17 protein-coding genes are annotated in these 19150 nt (G+C 39.4%); 6 read left to right on the forward strand and 11 right to left on the reverse strand.

The window, feature by feature from the left end; translation table 11 throughout:
• The gene (locus KCTC52924_RS05635) at positions 1-1143 is read left to right on the forward strand and encodes a DUF3078 domain-containing protein (protein WP_251807614.1); all 1143 of its coding nucleotides are present in this window, start codon (positions 1-3) and stop codon (positions 1141-1143) included.
• Between the two features lie 8 nt (positions 1144-1151).
• Here KCTC52924_RS05635 and dgt read toward each other — a convergent pair whose 3' ends face one another.
• Positions 1152-2495, reverse strand: a complete 1344-nt coding sequence (dgt, locus tag KCTC52924_RS05640; RefSeq protein ID WP_251807613.1) for a dGTP triphosphohydrolase — start codon at positions 2493-2495, stop codon at positions 1152-1154.
• A 323-nt stretch (positions 2496-2818) separates the two neighbouring features.
• On the opposite strand from dgt, the gene KCTC52924_RS05645 reads away from it, so the two are divergent.
• Both KCTC52924_RS05645 and KCTC52924_RS05650 read left to right on the forward strand, forming a co-directional pair.
• Positions 2819-4015 (forward strand): porin, encoded by a 1197-nt coding sequence (locus KCTC52924_RS05645; RefSeq protein ID WP_251807612.1) that lies wholly within the window; start codon positions 2819-2821, stop codon positions 4013-4015.
• Positions 4016-4089: 74 nt separating this feature from the next.
• Positions 4090-6357: an inorganic phosphate transporter gene (locus KCTC52924_RS05650; protein ID WP_251807611.1), complete on the forward strand. Its 2268-nt coding sequence runs from the start codon at positions 4090-4092 to the stop codon at positions 6355-6357.
• A gap of 32 nt (positions 6358-6389) precedes the next feature.
• Here KCTC52924_RS05650 and nadD read toward each other — a convergent pair whose 3' ends face one another.
• The 6 genes from nadD to KCTC52924_RS05680 form a co-directional block, all read right to left on the reverse strand.
• A complete protein-coding gene (gene nadD, locus KCTC52924_RS05655; RefSeq protein WP_251807610.1) occupies positions 6390-6977 on the reverse strand; it encodes a nicotinate (nicotinamide) nucleotide adenylyltransferase in 588 nt (195 codons plus the stop codon).
• An 87-nt stretch (positions 6978-7064) separates the two neighbouring features.
• The gene (gmk, locus tag KCTC52924_RS05660; protein WP_251807609.1) at positions 7065-7649 is read right to left on the reverse strand and encodes a guanylate kinase; all 585 of its coding nucleotides are present in this window, start codon (positions 7647-7649) and stop codon (positions 7065-7067) included.
• Positions 7649-8506 carry a YicC/YloC family endoribonuclease gene (locus KCTC52924_RS05665; protein WP_251807608.1) on the reverse strand — a complete coding sequence of 286 codons (858 nt, stop codon included), beginning with the start codon at positions 8504-8506 and terminating at the stop codon, positions 7649-7651. Before KCTC52924_RS05665 ends, gmk begins: the two co-directional genes overlap by 1 nt.
• A gap of 467 nt (positions 8507-8973) precedes the next feature.
• The gene (locus KCTC52924_RS05670; RefSeq protein ID WP_251807668.1) at positions 8974-9717 is read right to left on the reverse strand and encodes a DUF1080 domain-containing protein; all 744 of its coding nucleotides are present in this window, start codon (positions 9715-9717) and stop codon (positions 8974-8976) included.
• A gap of 105 nt (positions 9718-9822) precedes the next feature.
• A complete protein-coding gene (locus KCTC52924_RS05675) occupies positions 9823-10605 on the reverse strand; it encodes a DUF1080 domain-containing protein (protein ID WP_251807607.1) in 783 nt (260 codons plus the stop codon).
• Positions 10606-10622: 17 nt separating this feature from the next.
• Positions 10623-11675, reverse strand: a complete 1053-nt coding sequence (locus KCTC52924_RS05680; RefSeq protein ID WP_251807606.1) for a sugar phosphate isomerase/epimerase — start codon at positions 11673-11675, stop codon at positions 10623-10625.
• 502 nt (positions 11676-12177) lie between these two features.
• Between KCTC52924_RS05680 and KCTC52924_RS05685 the strand changes: the two genes are divergently transcribed.
• Positions 12178-12633, forward strand: a complete 456-nt coding sequence (locus KCTC52924_RS05685; protein WP_251807605.1) for an ASCH domain-containing protein — start codon at positions 12178-12180, stop codon at positions 12631-12633.
• A 158-nt stretch (positions 12634-12791) separates the two neighbouring features.
• On the opposite strand, the gene KCTC52924_RS05690 is transcribed toward KCTC52924_RS05685, so the two are convergent.
• Genes KCTC52924_RS05690 through KCTC52924_RS05705 form a run of 4 tightly spaced genes read right to left on the reverse strand, consistent with a single transcriptional unit; the run spans position 12792 to position 16654 of the window.
• Complete coding sequence (locus KCTC52924_RS05690) at positions 12792-13928, reverse strand: Gfo/Idh/MocA family protein (protein ID WP_251807604.1); 1137 nt, start codon at positions 13926-13928, stop codon at positions 12792-12794.
• Between the two features lie 19 nt (positions 13929-13947).
• The gene (locus tag KCTC52924_RS05695) at positions 13948-15177 is read right to left on the reverse strand and encodes a nucleoside permease (protein ID WP_251807603.1); all 1230 of its coding nucleotides are present in this window, start codon (positions 15175-15177) and stop codon (positions 13948-13950) included.
• Positions 15178-15202: 25 nt separating this feature from the next.
• Entirely contained in the window at positions 15203-15646 is a 444-nt protein-coding gene (locus tag KCTC52924_RS05700) for a DinB family protein (RefSeq protein WP_251807602.1), read from the reverse strand.
• 18 nt (positions 15647-15664) lie between these two features.
• Complete coding sequence (locus tag KCTC52924_RS05705; protein ID WP_251807601.1) at positions 15665-16654, reverse strand: sugar phosphate isomerase/epimerase; 990 nt, start codon at positions 16652-16654, stop codon at positions 15665-15667.
• Between the two features lie 135 nt (positions 16655-16789).
• Here KCTC52924_RS05705 and KCTC52924_RS05710 point away from each other — a divergent pair, with 135 nt between their 5' ends.
• Together KCTC52924_RS05710 and KCTC52924_RS05715 are read left to right on the forward strand one after the other, a co-directional pair.
• Positions 16790-18502: a GMC oxidoreductase gene (locus KCTC52924_RS05710; protein ID WP_251807600.1), complete on the forward strand. Its 1713-nt coding sequence runs from the start codon at positions 16790-16792 to the stop codon at positions 18500-18502.
• Complete coding sequence (locus KCTC52924_RS05715) at positions 18502-19149, forward strand: gluconate 2-dehydrogenase subunit 3 family protein (RefSeq protein WP_251807599.1); 648 nt, start codon at positions 18502-18504, stop codon at positions 19147-19149. The genes KCTC52924_RS05710 and KCTC52924_RS05715 overlap by 1 nt, the downstream gene beginning before the upstream one ends.
• The last annotated feature ends 1 nt before the right edge of the window (position 19150 follow it).

Below are 19150 nucleotides of genomic sequence, written 5' to 3' on the forward strand. Positions count from 1 at the left end.
ATGCGCGGTAAAATCATCTTCATTGTCCTCTTATTATTTTGGTTAATTCCTATAAACGCTCAGGTAACACCTATCAAAAAATCCGAAACCGACACCACTAAGGTAACTCCCATCACCGTTGATACCATGAGGATAGATACAATGCGGGTAGATACCATTGTGATCAGGACCTTGCAAAACAAAATAAAGAACCTTTCTAGGGGAGCCAATCTGACTGGGCCAGTAATAACCTTTAATAAAACAAAGGCTCTGGACGAAGAATACCGACCCTTTAGAATTCCTTCTTTTTGGGAAAAGGAAAACAAACTTAGCGTAAACTTAAATGAAGTAGCTTTTGTAAACTGGAACGCAGGGGGCAACAATTCTATATCTGCCCTAGCGAATATAAAGTTTCTCCGAAATTATAAATTTCGATATGTCCAATGGGAAAATTTATTGGAACTCCGATATGGCCTCAATTCCCAAGAAAATCAAAAAATGCGAAAAGCGGACGACGCAATTCGCTTTAGTTCCACATTTGCTTATAGACGTGATACCATTAGCAATTGGTACTACAGTGTTAGAGCTAACTTTAACACCCAATTCTCCAATGGATACAAGTACCCCAATAGGCAAGCCCCCGTCTCTAGGTTTATGTCCCCTGGATATGGCTTTATTGGTGCGGGAACTTCGTATATCCCAGAAGGGAAAAAGTTTAACCTCTATTTGTCACCCTTTACCCAAAAGGTAACTTTTGTATTAGATCAAAATCTCGCAGATAAAGGTGCATTTGGAGTGGAAAAAGCAAAGTACGATGCAGATAAGAACAAAATCAAGGATGGAGAGAATTCAGTTATGGAATTTGGAGTATTGATTACCAATACTTGGCAGGGCGATCTTTTTGAGAACATTGGGGTAAGGCATCGTTTAAGCCTGTATTCGGATTATCTAAAAAGCTTTGGAAATATTGATGTGGAATGGGAGCTTAATTTTACGCTGAAAGTCAATAAGTATGTAAGCACCAACTTTGGGACACATATACTCTATGATGATGACATTAAGTTTGACCCAATTAAAGCCGATGATGGATCCATTATAAGTGACGGCACCCCAAAAATACAGTTTAAACAACTCTTTGGGGTAGGTATCAACTATAATTTCTAATGGTTTTTTTATAGTTGCTTACCCATAATCTTGTTGTGTATGTGTACCGCGGCACTGTCCGAAAGACTGGCCACATAACAACAGGCGTTTAATAATATGGAATAGGTAGATCCCGTGGTGTCTCTATAAAATTCGGGTAGGGTAGAAATCATTAATTGATCATAATTAGAACCGTCCCCCTCTTTATGTCGCGTTAAAGCAGTGGTATAAACCTCCAAAATGTCAGAAATTATTTTATATCCGGCAATTTCTTTTTCTATAACTTCCTGGGATTGATATATTTTCTTTACACTTAAGGATAAGATATCTTCAATCTGAGCTTTAAATTTACTTTTTTCCATTAGGGAGACGTCAAACTCCCCTTTTAAGATCGCCTCTTCATTGTCTACAAAGGTCCCTATTGCATCGGAAATTAAAGTGTTTATCGCCAAGGCCCTCAAATAGCTCAATCGGTCCTCCATATAGGCCAATTCATTGTATTTTTTAGTATTGATACTGTCCTTTACCAATTTTATCAGATACTCCAAAGCAAAATCTTCTGGAATAAGCCCCAAATTTATACCATCCTCAAAATCGATTATAGTATAACAAATATCATCGGCAGCCTCTACCAAAAAGGTTAAAGGATGCCTACTATAGGCAACATCCCCTTTATGCGAAGTAGTACTTAACCCTAACTCACTCGCCACTTCCTTAAAGGAATCAACATCAGATTGAAAAAAACCGAATTTTTTATCCGCAATATGCTTTGTGGGTTTCTTGGGTAGAGATTCTTTAGGGTATTTCATAAACGCCCCCAAAGTAGCATAACTAAGCCGTAAGCCACCCTCAACGCCCTTCCTAGATTCTGTTAATAATTTATACCCATTGGCATTTCCTTCAAATTCCAGAATGTCCTGGTATTCCTTATTAGACAACTCGTTCTTAAACCGTTGTCCATTCCCATTTTTAAAATATTCCCCAATGGCCTTTTCTCCGCTATGTCCAAATGGCGGATTGCCAATATCATGTGCCAATGCCGCCGCCGCCACAATGGCTCCAAAATCATTAAACTTATATCCGTGTACTTCACTTAGATACGGATGTTTCTCCAATATTTTCTTCCCAGCAATACGCCCTAAGCTCCTTCCTACCACAGAAACCTCCAAACTATGTGTTAAACGCGTATGTACAAAATCTGTCTTAGATAAGGGAATCACCTGTGTTTTGTCCTGGAGACTTCTAAAGGCTGCTGAAAAAATAACCCGATCATAATCCACCTCAAAACCCAAACGGGTTTCATCCTGTTCCTTTCGCAATCTTTTATAAGCATCCCCAAATCGTCTTAACGAAAGTAATTGTTCCCACTCCATAGTAAATATTTAAAGTTTGCAAGATACATTATTCAGAGATCAGGCTCCTATAAAAACTATATCCAATTTCCATTGTGAGGGCTCTATTTTAATGATAACTTAATCCTAATTTTACATTTAATTTTCTTATTAACCCTAAATTAGCCCTTGTTTATAAACAGTTTAGTTTCATTTTTTTATTAGTTTTTGTCGACTATTGAAATGATACACAGCTACTTTGATCAAGGTAGCTGTGTTATTTAAAGTAAAATTATTGGCTTCTTAACATTAACTTTACATTCAATACGGTAATTTGTAGCGACAAAAATTAATAAAACTATTTTATGAAGCGTATAGCGTTATTGCTATTCATTCTCTCATCTACTATTTCCTATTCACAAACTGAGGCCCCAGAGTTTGGAAAAGGTTTATTAAACATTGTAGGAAAGGATAGTACATGGAGTATGAAGCTTGCTACAAGAATGCAGTTTTTAACTTCCACAACATGGGACCAAAACAGTAATAATAAATGGGTAGACCCGCACAGTATAGCTTTGGTCCGAAGGGCTAGATTTAAATTTGATGGATTTGCCTATTCACCAAAGCTAACTTATAAGATAGAACTAGGACTCTCTAACCGGGATATGTCTGGTGCCTCCGAATATACCAGTAATGCTCCAAGGTATATTTTAGATGCTGTTGTCATGTGGAATTTTTATCAAAATTTTGAGTTATGGATTGGTCAGACCAAGCTACCTGGCAATATAGATCGCGTTATCTCTTCCGGAAACCTACAACAAGTAGACCGATCATTATTGAATAGCAGATTTACATTAGATAGAGAAACAGGCCTACAGATACGTCACCATTTTTTTCTTCACAACAAGTTTTTGATCCGTGAAAAATTTGCCATTTCACAAGGAGAAGGTAGAAATGTCACCAACGGAAATATTGGTGGCGCTCAATTCACAGGAAGATTGGAACTGCTCCCTTTTGGTGAATTTACCAATGGGGGCGAATATAAGGGGGGCGACTTAGTCCATGAAGAAATGCCTAAATTAATGCTTTCTGCAACCTATGACCATAACAAAGATGCCGTTAAGACTAGGAGTAATCAGGGCACATATATGGTTAATGACATAGGATTTCATAAAACCGATATAAACACCCTCTTTTTTGATACCATGTTTAAATATAGAGGCTTTTCTTTTATGGGTGAATACGCCCATAGGAATGCTAAGGACCCCATCGCAAAAAATGCTGATGGCAGCCTAACGGGAGACATAGTACAGATCGGTGATGGCATAAATTTACAATCAGGCTATCTTTTTAGGAAAAACTGGGAAGTATCGGGCAGGTACACCAATATTTCCTTGGACGAAGATATTACAGGAAACCGACCCGAAAATCAATACACCCTAGGCCTGTCCAAGTATATAGTAGGCCACAAACTTAAGATTCAAACGGATCTAAGTTATTTATCCGTGAATGGAGGAACCGATGAATTAATGTATAGATTGCAATTTGATATTCATTTTTAATCAATAACATAACCTTAAGATAACATTACCGACCAACGAACTTTAGATATTTGCAAACTTCTATCTTAGATACTATGGATAATATTTACTTTTTAATGATCATTGCCCTAGTCTTTTTGGCAATAGCCGATTTAGTAGTAGGCGTCAGCAACGATGCTGTCAACTTTTTAAATTCTGCTATTGGCTCTAAAGCTATCTCTTTTAGAACCGTTATGATCGTAGCGAGCCTTGGAATTGCCATCGGCGCAATTTTTTCGAGTGGGATGATGGAGGTTGCCCGAAAGGGAATCTTTAACCCCAGCGAGTTTATGTTCAGTGAGATCATGATAATTTTTATGGCGGTAATGATTACTGATATACTATTATTAGATTTCTTTAATACCATTGGCTTACCCACTTCCACTACCGTTTCCATTGTATTTGAACTATTAGGGGCATCAGTAGCAATGGCTTTTATAAAGGTTGCGGCAGATTCTGGCGACTATATGGAGGTGTACAACCATATAAATACCTCTAAGGCGACCGAAATAATTATAGGAATACTGCTTTCGGTGGTCATTGCCTTTACTATAGGGGCACTAGTCCAATATGTTTCCCGCCTTATGCTGACGTTCGATTTTAGGAAAAAAGCGAAGTGGATAGGAGCACTATTTGGCGGAATGGCCCTTACTGCTATCACTTATTTTATTTTGATAAAAGGCTTAAAAGGAGCCTCATTTGTCAGTGATTCCCTTTTAGAATCCATTAAGGAATATTCACTAGCCATCATAATTGGCAGCCTTGTACTCTGGTCCATTATTTCCTATATAATTTCTACCGTTTTAAAATATGATGTTTACAAGCTCATTATTATTGTAGGCACATTTGCACTGGCACTGGCATTTGCTGGTAACGACTTGGTAAACTTTATTGGGGTACCCATTGCCGCTTGGCAATCCTTTGAGGCTTGGCAAGCTTCAGGAATACCGGCTAACGAATTTAATATGGGCTTTCTTGCAGCACAAGTTTCCACTCCAACCTACCTATTGTTCGGAGCGGGTATGACCATGGTGCTTACCCTTTGGTTTTCCAAAAAAGCGCGTTATGTTACCCAAACTGAGATTAATCTTTCACGTGAGGGAGAGTCCAAAGAGCGATTTCAACCCAATTTCTTATCGAGAAGTATCGTTAGGGCCGCTATGTTAATATCTACAGGGGTCAACGCTTTAATCCCGAATACGCTCAGAGAAAAATTAGACGCCAAGTTTCAAAAACCAATCATAACCCTGTCTAAGGACAAAACCTTTGAAATGCCAGCCTTTGACATGGTACGAGCAGCCGTAAACCTGATGGTTGCTGGGGTCTTGATTTCCGTTGCTACCTCTTACAAATTACCTTTGTCTACTACCTATGTTACTTTTATGGTCGCCATGGGTTCTTCCTTGGCAGATAGGGCATGGGGAGCAGAAAGCGCAGTTTACCGTGTGGCTGGAGTGTTAAATGTTATTGGAGGCTGGTTTTTTACAGCATTAATTGCTTTTGTATCCGCTGCGGTTATTGTTTACCTGATTAACCTTCACGTACCTTCCATGGTCGCCATTTTATTATTGATCGCGGTGTTCCTATTAGTTCATAATTATATTTCCCACAATAAAAAATCCAAAGAAATTAGCGCTGAAGATAGTCTGAGGAACGCGGAAAGCAGTTCTATTCAGGGAGTAATAGAGGAAAGTGCCAACAATATATCCAACGTTGCCAAAAGAGGTAATAAGATATATACCAATACCATAGACGGATTGGCAAAACAGGATTTAGACCTACTCAAAAAGAACAAAAAACAGGTGGTAAAACTTTCCGCCGAAGTGGATGAGCTAAGAGACCATATCTTTTACTTCATTAAAAACTTGGATGATGCCAGTGTAGGTGCAAGTAACTTTTACATCAATATTTTGGGATATTTACAGGATATGGCACAATCCCTGGAATACCTTTCCAAGATTAGCCACAAACACATACACAACAATCACAAAAAATTAAAATACAATCAGATAAAAGAACTTAAGGAAATAGACCAAAAGCTAGATCAATTACTGAGCGAAACCAAACACGCGTTTGAATCGCGCAACTTCACCCAAATTGGGTCTATCTTAGGCAGTAAACAAAACTTGCTAGACATGGTGTCCCAAAAAATTGAAAGGCAGATTGCAAGGACGCGTACCGAAGAATCCAGTCCCAAGAATACCACCTTGTACTTTACCATTCTCTTGGAAACTAAAGATTTTATAAACGCCACTATGAATCTTTTGGAATTGTACTACCAAGAGCATGATAGCACGGTAAAGCCCGCTAAGGTAGAGCTTTAGGAAACTCGATTTAAAAATTTAGCAGGACATACCTAGCGATAGAAATTCATATGATCTATATACTTCCATACCGCATCGGGGAGCATGGGTCGTATGTTTTTCCCCAACTTGATTTGGGTACGGATAAAGGTTGATGAAATTTCCATAATTGGGGCCGGGACATGATGTATTCTTCCATGGCCTTCAAACCTATTTTCCATCTTTCCTTCTGAAATTCTGGGGTATACATAAATATCATGATTCTCAAGAATAACCTCATAGTTTTTCCATTTATGGAAACTCTTTAGATTATCCTCGCCCATTATTAGGGAAAACTCATTGGTATTCCCATATTTTTCATTGATATGAACCAGTGTATGCACTGTATAATTGGGCCTTGGTAAGTTAAATTCTATATTGCTGGGCTTCAATTTGGGATAGTGTTCGGTAACCTCGAACACCAATTGATACCTATGATGGTCGTCTAACAGTGTTTTTTTGGTTTTAAATGGACTTTGGGGCGTAATTACAAACCACACCTCATCCAAGTCCGAAAATTCTACCATATGGTTGGCAATCACCAAGTGACCAATATGTATAGGATTGAAAGTTCCAAAAAATAGTCCCACTTTTTTCTTCATGCCTAATTGAAGTCCGTTTACGCTATAAAAAATTGAATTGCCGTTGACTACATGTCCAAAGGCAATCTTAATAAAATAAGGTATATATTAATCCTTGATTTCTACTCCTAAAAATTCTGCCACTAATTCATGTGCTTCTTTCAGGGCTACATCCAGGTCATAATTCTTTATAATCCGGTCAAATTGTGGTGCAGTTGCTAACTCTACAGACGCCTTGGCGATACGCATATTAATTTTATCCTCGGATTCCGTACTGCGTTTTTTTAACCTAATTTTCAGCTCATCTACACTGGGAGGCTTTACAAATACGGCAAGGGTCTGTTCTGGAAATTTCTTCTTTATCCGCAAGCCACCTACGACATCGATATCAAATATTACATTTTTCCCTTCTGCCCAGAGTCGCTCCACCTCACTCTTCAAGGTCCCATAAAAATTATCCCGGTATACTTCTTCCCATTCCAGAAAGTCGTCTGCCTTTATATGCTGTTTAAACTCGGACAAATGCATAAAATAATAATGCTCCCCATTTTTTTCCTTGCCCCGTCTGGGCCTAGATGTTGCAGAAATAGAAAACGCCAAATTAAGCTCTGGCTGGTCTAATAGATATTTTACAATTGTAGTTTTTCCACTTCCCGAGGGCGCTGAAAAAATAATTAATTTACCGCCTTTCATTATAAAACATTGAGCATTTGTTCCTTAATCTTTTCCAATTCGTCTTTCATCTGTACCACCAATTGCTGCATAGGTGCATAGTTGGCCTTAGACCCAATAGTATTTATTTCTCTACCGATTTCTTGCCCAATAAAGGCTAATTTCTTTCCATTGGAATCCTCGGAGTTAAGGGTGGTGGTAAAATAATCCAAATGATTTTGCAGTCTTACTTTTTCCTCAGTAATATCGTATTTCTCTAAGTAATAGATCAACTCCTGCTCAAAACGGTTTACATCCAAATCTACCTTTAGGTCAGATACTGCCTTTTCCAACCGCTCTCTAATGGTTTGCAGTCTATCCTTGTCCATTAGGGTGACTTTACCCAACAACTCCTTTAAAACGGCTAATCTGGCCTTAAAATCGTCCTCCAAGACCAATCCTTCCTCGGATCTAAACGTATTAATTTCCTTTAAGGCCTCGGTTAAGGTTTCCTCAATGATTTTATACTCCTCTTTATCTATATCCTCCCGCTCGGTCTTCATGGTATCGGGCATACGCATGGCTATTTCTAGCAACGCCATATCATTGCCAGAAACAATTCCTCCTAACTGATTCATATACTGGCGCACTACGGCCTCGTTCACTACTGAAGAGGTTTCCACCCCCGTATTTTCTATATACAGGCTAAAATCTACCTTTCCTCTAACCAGAGAACTGGCAATGGTCTTACGCAGTTCTAATTCCCTTTCCCGGTAGGCGGAAGGAATCCTGGCATTTAGATCAAGACTTTTACTGTTAAGGGATTTGATCTCTATAGTGATTTTCTTCGTAGGAAGCTGTATAACATGCTTCCCAAATCCCGTCATGGATTGGATCATATAATAATATTAAGTTTTGGCAAATGTAAGCAAAATAGATTTTTTGAGCTCAACTCTACAGTACATTCAAAAATTGCGCGCCCAGTTGTACTTCTCCAGAGTGGATTACAAATAAAACTACTACCCAGGTTTTAGTGGATTTCCTTCTTTATCGAAATGGTTAATTCAATGATTTTCACAGCACCAAAGTCCAATGCTGACAGCTACAATTAAGGAAAAAGAGGAAAGAAATATAGACCAAGTGGGTAAAATTGCATAACCAATAGCACCCAGAGCCAGGGTTAAAAGACTTAGAAAAACAGCATCTGGACACCAATTTTATTGGCAAGTCCCCTAGTTTATTTGGTTTTCAAGCTCCTTCGCGTAGAATAACCATAAAGATAGTAGGTGTTTTTAGAAGGGAATTTTTTATAAAGCAAAGCAACTAGTAGCCAAAGCAGTAATATAAAATTCCCATTCTAATTATATTACAATTCCCTTACCCAGATGTTCCTAAAACCTACCCTACTATTATCCCCGTGGTCTTGAAGCCTTAAAGGGCCCTTACCATGTGATGGGTTTTTGGGCCAACCTACATAAGGCGTAGTTCCCTTTATCTCTACATGGTCCTGGATCAAGATCCCATTATGTATTACGGTAATAGTACCTGATTTTGTTTTACCCCCATTTTCATTAAACTCAGGGGCATGATAAATTATGTCATAGCTATTCCATTCTCCACTGGGCACAGATGCCATGGCAAGAGGAGTATGCTGCTTATAGACGGAGCCTACTTGGCCGTTTACATAGGTATCATTACTGTTGTTATCCAGTATTTGAACCTCATAAAGTCCTTGCAAAAACACACCACTATTGCCTCTACTCTGTTTTTCTCCCTGGATATCGGCGGGGGATTTCCATTCCAAATGCAATTGGATACTTCCAAAATTCTGTACGGTCTGTATATCCCCAGTCTTATTGGCAACGGTCATACTACCCTCTGAATTTAACTGCCACTTAGCATTGGTACTATCCTTGGAGCTGATCCAATTATCCAAATTATCACCCCCAAAAAGCACAATGGCATCACTTGGCGGTTCTTTAAAAGAAGCATTAGATTTTATAACAGGAGGAACCGGCTTATACACTTCGGTTTCCTCGGGTTTGGTAGGTTCGGTGCCAGAATACTCATCGTAAACTACCACACTATTGGCAGTTGTCGCGATCTCCATGGGTTCCAAGGTATTTAGCGCCACATTTTCTTTACAGGCCACTGTTAGCAACAATACAAGTGGGATATAACTAAATTTTTTTCTCATACATAGGTTGGATCTCATTTAATCCAAGGATTTAATTTTTATATTTCTAAAGGAAACGATGTCACCATGATCTTGTAGCCCAATTCTTCCCGTGGGATACTTCCCAAAATGTTCGGATCCCTTAAATTTAGATTTTGCCACCATGGCGTCCCATTCTGCTCCATTAACGGGAAAGCTGGTAATTTCCTTGCCATTTAATACCACAAAGCCCTTGTTGGTTTTATGATTAACCGTTAGCACACAAGTGTTCCATTCTCCAACAGGTTTAGTAACGTCCTCACTAGGCCCAACCATATCGTACAAAGCCCCTGCCTGTCGGACAGGACCGTTTTTGGCATCCGCATGCTTATCATTATCCAATATTTGAATCTCTGGTCCTGAGTGATAGGCTTCAGGCAAACTTGCCACTTCCTTTACTCCCCAAAAGATACCGCTATTTCCCCCTTCGGATATTTTCCACTCCATAGAAAGTACAAAATTGGTGTAGTCCTTTTTGGTCACTAAATTATATTTTTCTCCTTTTTTACGATCTTTGGGCGGATAGTATACCATAGCCCCATCCTCTATTTTCCATGCATCTCCAACCCCATCTTCTAAATAACGCTTCCAAGCATCAAAATTGGTACCGTCAAAAAGAACCTGCCATTCTCCCCCTGTTGCAGACGGCGGCGGTGGAGGTGTTCCCTTCTTTTCCGAGTTTGCCATAGGATCTGAATCTACATCCATGTTCTTTTTATCAGTCTTATCCTTGCAGCCGATCACCAAAACAGCGATTAAGGCAGTATATAGTAAATTTTTCATCAGTGTGTAATTATGGTTTATAGTCCTAATATTTTTTTCAATACGGTTTTATCGATTTCGGCCCCTGCAAAATCATCAAAGGTTTTTTCAGTGGCCTCTATAATATGGTCCTGGATAAATTTAGCACCTTCCCTAGCCCCTTGTTCCGGACTTTTTATACAGCATTCCCATTCCATTACTGCCCAAACATCACAGCCGTACTGCGTTAGTTTTGAGAAAATGGTCTTAAAATCGATTTGACCATCCCCAAGGGAGCGATATCTACCGGCACGGTCTCCCCAATCGTTATACCCGCCAAAGGCGCCCTTCTTTCCGGTGGGATTAAATTCGGAATCCTTTACATGGAACGACTTTATAAACTCGTGATAGTGGTCTATATAGGCGATATAATCCAATTGCTGAAGTACAAAATGACTTGGATCGTATAAAATATTTACCCTTTTATGGTTTCCGGTAGCGGCCAAAAAGCGTTCAAACGTATCCCCATCGTGAAGATCTTCCCCAGGATGGATTTCGTAACAGATATCTACTCCCTCCTTATCAAAATGGTTAAGTATAGGCAGCCATCGCTTTGCCAATTCCTCAAACCCCATTTCTACCAATCCAGCAGGACGTTGTGGCCAAGGATGCATGGTGTGCCACAATAAGGATCCAGAGAAAGTGGCATGAGCTTTTAGACCAAGCCTGCGACTTGCCGTAGCTGCTTTTTTAACCACCTCTACAGCCCATTCGGTACGCGCCTTAGGATTGTTCTTCACTTTGTCTGGCGCAAAATTATCGAACATTAGGTCGTATGCCGGATGTACTGCTACCAATTGACCCTGTAAGTGGGTAGATAGTTCAGTGATTTCCAATCCATAGGAATTAATCTTTCCTTTAAGCTCGTCGCAATAGGTCTGACTTTCCGCAGCCTTGTCTAAATCGATTAGAAAATCGACCCAAGTAGGAATCTGGATTCCCTTATATCCCAAATCGGATGCCCATTTACACATCCCGTCCAAAGTATTGAACGGTGCTTTCTCATCTACAAATTGTGCCAAAAACACTGCTGGCCCCTTAATTGTCTTCATGTATCTATTTTTATTGTTTTTAAAGACCCCAACCGACTCTGAAAATTAAGTCTAAGGCCAGAATCCCCGTAGAAAACCGCTTTTTACTATACCCTCTTTCTATAAACATCACAACATTGTGGGACATTACCTCTTCCTATAACCTTAATGGATCTATTAGATAACCTTAAAATTTTATGAGGTTGTGCATATATTAAATTAGGTGAATACTAAAATGCCTTTTTTCGTTTTAAAAAAATTAATAATTAAATCCTATATTTAGAGAATGATAATAATTTTATCATCACTGAAAAGTGAAGTTATAAATATAGGAATTACTTAAGAATTATCAGAATATAATAGCAAATATCACCTCGCAATAAAATACCGATTTATAAATAAAAATGAAACATCAAGCGATTTACCTTTCATAATCACCTCAAAATATTGGCTAACAAGGTATTTGAGAACTAGGATAGAAATGCGGCAATTATTGACTTTAAAAAATCTTTAGATAAAATTAATGGAAAATAGATCAGTCAGAAATATGTGGGGCGACTTTTTGGATGCCCATGTAGAATTCGCCTTAGCGGAAGCTCCAGAAGTAATTCAATTTTTTGACAATGAAAATGATGCTGATCGGCACACAGCATTGGTTCTCAACAGGATAAAAACCGCTACTACCTTTTCCTTATTAGGGATACAGAACAGAAAGGAAAGACTTCCAAAAACTGGGACATTTTTAGTGGTAGTCGATGGCAGGGCAAATGCAAAATGTGTTGTAAGGATAACCTCATCCATACTAAAACCATGGTTCAGCATTACTGAGGAATACGCCAAACTCGACGGCTTTGACAACCTTAGCCTTTGGAAGACTGCCTACTGGAATTTCTTTATAAAAGAACTATCCCTATATGATCGAGACCCAAAAGAAAGTATGATTGTGGTCTGCGTATCGTTTGAAAAGGTATATGGTTAAATTAAATTTCGCCCTATCCTTATAGCACAACAAACAGATACCACCCGAACTTTTTAAGAATTTATCACAGGAGGTAAGAACTGTTACCTCCATTTTAATAGCAATAAAAAAAGGCTGCGTTTTAGAGCAGCCTTTTTTACTATTAAAACAAGTAGTTCTTAATCAAGATCTACCCATACGTTTCCTTTCTTATTGGAATCTACGGTACATTCTATAAAATTCATTCCACGGACAGCATCCAATATTGTAGGAAATTCCCCATCGTTGTACTTTTCCCCTCTGATAGCCCTAGCAACACCTTTATAGATATTTGCCATCGCATCAAAAATTCCTTCAGGATGCCCTGGAGGTAATTTGGTGCCATCCAAAGACAATTCGGAATTGTAGGCATGTCCAGGCGTGTAAATCTGCAATGGCTGCGTATCACTTTGCACTTTTAGATAATTGGGGTGCTCCTGTTCCCATCTAAGGCCGCCTTTCTCTCCGTAAATAGCAATGGCAAGTCCATTCTCCTCTCCGGTAGCCACCTGACTGGCACGGATTAATCCCTTTACATGGGAATCCATACGCACCAAAACAGTACCATCCACATCCATTTGATTGTCATCGTATAAATAATTAAAATCTGCTAAAATGGACTTAATCTTCAATCCGGTAGTAAATTCTACCATATTAAAGGCGTGTACCCCAATATCGGCCATACAGGAACTAACTCCCGCTTTTTTAGGATCCAACCTCCACACTGTGGAACGTTTGGCCTTATCGTGGATGATGGTGTTGATCCATCCCTGATAATAGCGCACATCTACCTTGTGCACTTTTCCAATTACACCTGCCTTAATCATTTCCCTCATTTGACGCACCATCGGGTAACCAGTATAGGTATGGGTAATAGCAACTACGGTGTTGGATTTCTCCTGAGCCGCCTGCAAAATTTTCGCCTCCTCATAGGTGGTCGTAAAAGGTTTTTCACAAATTACATGAAATCCATTTTCCAAAAGCTTTTTGGCCATTGGAAAATGCAGGAAATTAGGGGTAAGGATAGAGCATACTTGGATTCTCTCTTCCTTGGGCAATTTCAATTCCTCCTCTACCAAGGTATCAAAGTCTTTATAAATCCTATTGGTAGGGATATCTATTTCTTTTGCAAAAGCAAGATTCGATTCAAAATCCGGATTAAAAACCGCGCCTACAATTTCATAATTATCATTTATTTGAGAGGCCACTCGGTGCAAGATCCCTATAAGAGAATCGCCGCCACCTCCTAAAATACCTAATCTAATTTTTTTAGCCATACTATTATTTTTTACTGATTTATTCTTTATATTCTACTTCTTCATTCTTAAAAAATATGGTAAACAGGATCATGACACCAAAAGCAAAAATTGCAGGGAATGTCCAGATATCTACCCAGCTATGTACACCTTCCTCTATAATATAACTATCTGTAATTATTCCGGCAACCCAAAATCCGATCAACATTCCCACCCCATAGGTAGCTAATGTTATTAAACCTTGCGCAGCACTCTTATACTTTTCTCCCGCTTTGGAATCCGTATAAATTTGCCCGGAAACAAAGAAAAAGTCGTAACAGATTCCGTGAAGGGCTATTCCCATTATTAGCATATATGCCTGATCTCCAGCATCCCCAAAGGCAAACAAAAAGTACCTAACTGTCCATGCCAGCATACCCGCAATAAGCGTTCTTTTAAACCCAAATTTTCTGAAAAAATAGGGTAGTAAGAGCATAAACAACACTTCCGATCCCTGCCCAATAGTCATTTTACCTGTTGGATTTTCCATTCCTATTTCGGATAAAAACGGATTTGCATTCTGATAATAAAATGCCAACGGAATACATATTAAAATGGAAGAGATAAAGAATATCAGAAAATTTCTATCCTTTAACAATTTTAGAGCATCCAAGCCCAATATTTGTGAAAGCGATGTTTTCTCGTCCTTTCCTACTTTTGGAGGGGTTTTGGGAAGGGTAAAACTGAACAGTCCCAAAACTGCAGAAGCAATGGCCACCATAAGGAAGGTGTTCTTCAGCATTCCGCCTTCTCTGGAGGATTCTGAATCCCATAAAAACACATAACTGATTACCAATCCTGCAACGATCCATCCTATGGTACCAAATACACGTACAAAGGAGAATTCTTTAGCCGGATTTTTCATTTGATTAAAAGAAATGGAATTGACGAGTGCCAGGGTGGGCATATAAACAATCATATAGCCTAGAATATAGGGATAAAATCCGGCAAAATCCACCGCCAAATACATTTGATACATCAATACCGCGCCCAATAAATGCAGGATACCCAGAATACGTTCCGCATTAAAATATCGGTCAGCGATTAATCCAATAATAAAAGGAGCTATAATAGCTCCCCAGCTCTGGGTGGAAAATGCCATTGCCGATTCTGCTCCAGTAGCATTGAGGTTATATCCTAAGAAGGTACCTAGCGTTACAAACCAGCCTCCCCAAATAAAAAACTCGAGGAACATCATTAAAGAAAGCTGTGTTTTAATTTTTAAATTCATTATACTATTAGTAGGTTAGGGTAGTCTATCTTTTATAAACGACATAGTCGAAGACCAATGGTTCTATGCCATTATTTCTAAAATCGATCGAAATTTGTGCCCGATGGTGCGTAGAATGGTTTATAATGTGAAACAATACATCTTGGATCGAATTACTATAGGCCTTCCCACTGGTAGCTTCATAATTGAGTCGCTTGTCAAAACGCTCCGTATTGGAAATGATCTCGAACGTATTCCTTTGGTTCTCGTAATGTAAATCTTTCCATATACCTATGGGGTGGCTCTGAAAAACATCGTATTCCCTTGGTTTCACAAGAATTCTCGCATTCCAAATATGATGGGCGTTTAATATATGATTAAAGAGCGCAATAGTCTTATCTGGAACAATTTCCAGCCTATTGCACTCTTCGATCAATTTTTTATTGCAATAAAAATTGTAATCAAAAAGCCCATGTAAAAAAGCTTTCATACAACATATTGTTGATAATTAATTCAATTGCTTCCCTGCTTTTAACAACAGGTCTCTGGTCGCGATTATACCCTCTTCTTCACTTAGTACATTACCTTCGTATTCCACTCCAATATAACCTGTATATCCAGCATCCTTAACAATCTTAAGAATCCTGTTATAGTCTAACCTTACCTCATTTCCTTCTGCATCAAAATCGTTAGATTTAGCACTAACCGCCAAGGCATGTGGCATAAGCTCACTAATTCCCTGATACGGATCGTAGGACTCAACACAGCCACCTTCGCCACGTTCTATACAGAAATTGCCAAAATCGGGAAGGGTCCCACAATTTTCCATATCCACCTTGGTCATAACCTCGGCCAACATAGCGGCATTTGAGGATAAGCCTCCGTGATTCTCCACTAAAACTTCTATATTTTTATCCTTTGCATAAGTAGACAATTGAGTTAGTCCATCCACGGAACTAGCGATCCACTCCTCTGGGGTCTTACTTCCAGAAAGGTTTACCCTTATGGCATGGCAACCCATTGCGGCAGCAGCATCAACCCATTTAAAATGATTTTCTACCGCTGCTTTTCTTTTTTCAGCATCCGGAGTGGCAAGATCTCCTTGACCATCAATCATGATCAATACATTCTGCATTCCGTATTTTTTACTCTCTGCATTGTTCTTTTCAACAAAGGCATCCATAGCCTCCTTAGAAAAATTTGCAGCCTTCAATTCGTCATAATACAACCCACTTACGTATTCTAGTCCAGTGAAGCCCCAATCCTTGGCCTTCTTGGCAAAGGAATACGGATCTACCCCTTCATTCCTAATCATTCTGTGCATGGACCATTGGGCCAAGGACAATTTAAAAAATGGCTCATCGGAAGTAGCGGTTACAGCTACACTATCCAAATCTTTTGACTGCTCTTTGGGAGCTTCCTTACACGACAGGATACCCATAAAAAACACCGCCATTATCACCTTAAACCCGTTGATCTTCAAATTTTTACCTTTCATTTTCTTATAAAATATTAAATTTAAGAATTACTGATAACTATAACGTTATAGTACTATTGTATTTATAAATACAAGGTTTAAATGTAGAAAATTAATTCTATATTTAATAAATATATTAAACAAACAATTTTCCAGATGAGTAAATTTTATTATAATGAAGAGCAGGAGTCATACGATGCCATTGTAGTAGGCACTGGGATTAGCGGCGGTTGGGCTGCTAAGGAACTTTGTGAAAATGGGCTTAAAACGTTGATTTTAGACAGAGGGAGAATGGTGAAGCATATTGAGGATTACCCCACCGCAAATATGGACGACTGGGATTTTCCTAATAACGGCGAATTACCCCCCGAAGAAAAGGCCAAGCAATTTAAACAAGCTAGGACAGGGTATACCGTAAAGGCTTCTTCCAATATGTGGTTTGTTAACGACCTAGAGCATCCGTATAATGAAACTAAACGCTTCGATTGGATGAGGGGTTACCATGTTGGTGGCCGTTCCCTACAGTGGGGAAGGCATAGTTACCGCTGGTCCGACATTGATTTTGAGGCCAATAAGAAGGATGGTATCGCCGTAGATTGGCCAGTGAGATATAAAGACATTGCACCCTGGTATGATAAAGTAGAATCTTATATAGGGGTCTGTGGAGAAAATTTAGGATTGCCCCAATTGCCAGATGGACAGTTTTTACCTATGATGGAACTAAATTGTGTTGAACAACACTTTAGGGAAAAGGTAGCTGAAAATTTTGACGGCAGGGTAGTTACCGCAGGTAGGGTAGCACATATCACCGGCAATAAAGAATTTGAAGGCAGGAGTAAGTGCCAATACAGAAATAGGTGTATTAGAGGGTGTCCTTTTGGGGCATATTTCAGCAGTAATTCATCTACACTTCCCGCAGCCGAACGCACAGGCAACCTAACCTTAAGGCCAGATTCCATTGTTACGGAAGTGATCTACGACCCCAAGACCAAAAAGGCCAGTGGCGTAAAAGTGATAGACAGATTAACCAAGGAGACCTTTGAGTTTAAGGCCAAAGTTATTTTCCTATGCGCTTCCTCCCTTGCTTCTACTTCTATATTAATGCAATCCAAATCTGAACGATTTCCTAATGGTATGGGCAACGATTCGGACCAATTGGGAAGGAATATCATGGACCACCATTTAGGCGTTGGTGCAAGCGGTAAGTTTGATGGATTTGAGGACAAATATTACAAGGGAAGAAAACCGAACGGTATTTATATTCCAAGATTTAAAAATATAGGGAAGGATTCCAATACTAAAAATTATATACGTGGATTTGGTTACCAAGGTGGAGCCAGCAGGGGCAATTGGGAAGAAACCATTGCCGAGCTCTCCCATGGGAAGGACCTTAAAGAAGCCATCTTAAAGCCAGGGGGCTGGACCTTTGGAATGATGGGCTTTGGCGAAGTGCTTCCTTATGAAGATAACCGAATGACCCTTGACTATGAGAAACTTGACAGCTGGGGGTTACCAACCGTAACCTTTGATGCGGAATTCAAGGAAAACGAATGGAAGATGCGCGAAGAAATGAAAGAACAAGCCGTGGAAATGCTGACCAAAGCAGGTATGAGAGACGTGAAATCTTATGACAATCCAGGCGCCTTGGGACTTGGAATACATGAAATGGGAACTGCCAGAATGGGTAGGGATCCAAAAACTTCGGTATTAAACGGCAACAATCAGGTTCACGCTGTGCCCAATGTGTATGTTACGGATGGGGCATTTATGACTTCGGCGAGTTGTGTAAATCCCTCTTTGACCTATATGGCTTTTACCGCCAGAGCTGCCAACCACGCCGCAAAAGAACTTAAAAAAGGAAACATATAATGGATAGAAGAAAAGCATTACGGAATATGGGGCTATCACTAGGATATGTAGTGGCCATCCCTACATTATTAAGCCTGGCACAAAGCTGCAAACAAGATGCTACCTTGGCATGGACCCCAGATTTCCTAAGCAGTGAAGAAGGGAACGTACTAACCACATTGGTAGATATTATATTACCCAAAACGGATACCCCTTCCGCTTCTGAAGTACAAGCACATCTTTTTATAGATCGCTTTGCGAATGAAATAATGGAAAAAGAAAAGAAAGAGCTCTTTAAAATGAGTATGGGTAAGTTTATGAACAAAGCCCTATTGGATTCCGGCAAAAAGAATATTGGGGATCTTAAGGCAGAGGATCTAGAGCCCGTTTTGGCCAACGCACTTAAAACTCCCAAGGAAGATCAAGCAAAGCATTTTAAATTAATTTCAAAGTATACTGAGGCTATACGAACAGGGGAAGCTGCAACCTTGAGCGATGAAGTCTCCAGATTTGCATTTGCCGACAATTTACGCGGGCTAACCATTTGGAGCTATAAAACTTCGGAATATATAGGAGAGAACGTACTGGCCTATTTACCAGTCCCTGGGGAATATATTGGCTGCGGAGACTTACAAGAATTAACAGGCGGAAAGGCCTGGTCCATCTAAT

The organism is Arenibacter antarcticus (assembly GCF_041320605.1).
Taxonomy (GTDB): Bacteria; Bacteroidota; Bacteroidia; order Flavobacteriales; family Flavobacteriaceae; genus Arenibacter; species Arenibacter antarcticus.

Bases quoted from the DNA above. Each gene is read 5' to 3' on its own strand.
- KCTC52924_RS05635 (WP_251807614.1), top strand. From the start codon at position 1: ATGCGCGGTAAAATCATCTTCATTGTCCTCTTATTATTTTGGTTAATT.
- dgt (WP_251807613.1), bottom strand. From the start codon at position 2,495: ATGGAGTGGGAACAATTACTTTCGTTAAGACGATTTGGGGATGCTTAT.
- KCTC52924_RS05645 (WP_251807612.1), top strand. From the start codon at position 2,819: ATGAAGCGTATAGCGTTATTGCTATTCATTCTCTCATCTACTATTTCC.
- KCTC52924_RS05650 (WP_251807611.1), top strand. From the start codon at position 4,090: ATGGATAATATTTACTTTTTAATGATCATTGCCCTAGTCTTTTTGGCA.
- nadD (WP_251807610.1), bottom strand. From the start codon at position 6,977: ATGAAGAAAAAAGTGGGACTATTTTTTGGAACTTTCAATCCTATACAT.
- gmk (WP_251807609.1), bottom strand. From the start codon at position 7,649: ATGAAAGGCGGTAAATTAATTATTTTTTCAGCGCCCTCGGGAAGTGGA.
- KCTC52924_RS05665 (WP_251807608.1), bottom strand. From the start codon at position 8,506: ATGATCCAATCCATGACGGGATTTGGGAAGCATGTTATACAGCTTCCT.
- KCTC52924_RS05670 (WP_251807668.1), bottom strand. From the start codon at position 9,717: ATGGAGATCGCGACAACTGCCAATAGTGTGGTAGTTTACGATGAGTAT.
- KCTC52924_RS05675 (WP_251807607.1), bottom strand. From the start codon at position 10,605: ATGAAAAATTTACTATATACTGCCTTAATCGCTGTTTTGGTGATCGGC.
- KCTC52924_RS05680 (WP_251807606.1), bottom strand. From the start codon at position 11,675: ATGAAGACAATTAAGGGGCCAGCAGTGTTTTTGGCACAATTTGTAGAT.
- KCTC52924_RS05685 (WP_251807605.1), top strand. From the start codon at position 12,178: ATGGAAAATAGATCAGTCAGAAATATGTGGGGCGACTTTTTGGATGCC.
- KCTC52924_RS05690 (WP_251807604.1), bottom strand. From the start codon at position 13,928: ATGGCTAAAAAAATTAGATTAGGTATTTTAGGAGGTGGCGGCGATTCT.
- KCTC52924_RS05695 (WP_251807603.1), bottom strand. From the start codon at position 15,177: ATGAATTTAAAAATTAAAACACAGCTTTCTTTAATGATGTTCCTCGAG.
- KCTC52924_RS05700 (WP_251807602.1), bottom strand. From the start codon at position 15,646: ATGAAAGCTTTTTTACATGGGCTTTTTGATTACAATTTTTATTGCAAT.
- KCTC52924_RS05705 (WP_251807601.1), bottom strand. From the start codon at position 16,654: ATGAAAGGTAAAAATTTGAAGATCAACGGGTTTAAGGTGATAATGGCG.
- KCTC52924_RS05710 (WP_251807600.1), top strand. From the start codon at position 16,790: ATGAGTAAATTTTATTATAATGAAGAGCAGGAGTCATACGATGCCATT.
- KCTC52924_RS05715 (WP_251807599.1), top strand. From the start codon at position 18,502: ATGGATAGAAGAAAAGCATTACGGAATATGGGGCTATCACTAGGATAT.